Annotated in this window: 1 protein-coding gene; it reads right to left on the reverse strand. The window is 39.0% G+C overall.

Going from position 1 to position 1,616, the window contains the following annotated elements; genetic code table 11:
- Positions 1 to 219: 219 nt before the first annotated feature.
- Positions 220 to 1,500: an alpha-amylase family glycosyl hydrolase gene (locus V6M43_RS00055; protein WP_332731994.1), complete on the reverse strand. Its 1,281-nt coding sequence runs from the start codon at positions 1,498 to 1,500 to the stop codon at positions 220 to 222.
- Positions 1,501 to 1,616 lie beyond the last annotated feature (116 nt).

A 1,616-nucleotide genomic window follows, 5' to 3' on the forward strand; every position in this document is an offset into this window, starting at 1 on the left:
AGGATTTATTATTGTTCGTGCTGGTGGCAAATCGGTGAAGTCGGTAGATGATCTTAAGAAAGCCATTGATAATGCAGGCAACAGTATCATCATTGAAGGTATTTATCCCGGCTATGAAGGTGTTTACCAATATGCAATTAATGATCTGCGTAATGAACCATAACTAAAACGCAGACAACAAATAAAAAAAATCCCTCGTTTAAAAGCGAGGGATTTTTTTTATTTGATCATTACTTTATACCCCCAAGGTTCAAGTGTAAATGTATCGGCTGCATCTTTTTTGTCGGTTGAAAAGATATCACTGAATTCCCCTCTTACCCTAAGATCATGCAAAATGAGATTAATGGGTTTTTCAGAAAAATTCAACAACACCAATAACTCCTGTTCTTTATTCTTTCGTACAAAACAAAATATTTCATCGGGATGATCTGTAGCAATCCGCCAAATAATATTGTGTTCATCATGACCTAATAAAGATGGATAATCTTTACGAAGCGCAAGCAGTTTTCGATAGAACGTATGTAATACGGGTTGATCTGTCCATTCAATTTCATCCTTATCAAAAAATGCCAATCTTTTATTATTCGGTAGCTCCTGACCGCTATATAATAATGGAACCCCATCCCATGTGCAACTGAAAACTGCCAATGGTAATGCAAAAGCTCCATACTTTTCATATTCCGAACCATTCCAACTATTCTCATCATGATTACTCGTGAAGAAAGAATGTAAGTGATGTGATGGCTGCTTTTGTTTGTAACCGCTCAGCGCTTTATCTAATTCTACCATTCGGCGATGGTTCTTGTAAAACTCTTCTGAGATATGCATCCAATGCCAGGTATAGCTGATGTCGAACACATGTGCATAAGCTTCATCATTCCATTGATCAAATTCACCCAGCCAAAAAAGAGGGCGGATTCGATCTAATTCAGTTCTTGCTTCTTTCCAAAAATCAACAGGCACAAGCATGGCCATATCGCAACGGAAACCATCTATACCGCAATCATTCACCCAAAACTTCATCGCATCAATCATTGCTCTGCGCAATGAAGCATTATAAAAATTGAGATGGATTACATCTTCCCAATTCTCAACTGGCGGTTTAAAGTTTCCTTCATGATCCTGGGTGTAATAATCTGGATGCGAAATTGTCCACTCATGATCCCATCCGGTATGATTGGCCACCCAGTCAATAATTACTTTCATCCCCAACCCATGGATCGATTTCACTAATGCTTTAAACTCATCGACTGTCCCAAACTCAGTGTTGGTATCAACATAGCTGGAGCATGCGTAATAACTGCCAAGGGTTCCTTTCCTGTTCTTTTCTGAAATAGGTGTTACCGGCATGAACCAGATCACTTCAACACCCATATCTTTTAATCTTGTAAGATGTTTTGAAAATGCAAGAAAAGTACCTTCAGCCGTGTACTGACGAAGATTGACTTCATAAATATTCGTAGAGCTTACCCAAGCTGCTGGCCTGAATTCAGTGGACATAGTAGTTATAATTCGCCTCAATGATACGAACCAATCAGCAAACAGCCCTTAGTCAGCAATAGAAAATCAAACCTCAGGCAAAATACGTCCCCCGACAGGTAAACCATGTACCTTTG

This window comes from Flavihumibacter sp. (genome assembly GCF_036676075.1).
Taxonomy (GTDB): domain Bacteria; phylum Bacteroidota; class Bacteroidia; order Chitinophagales; family Chitinophagaceae; genus Flavihumibacter.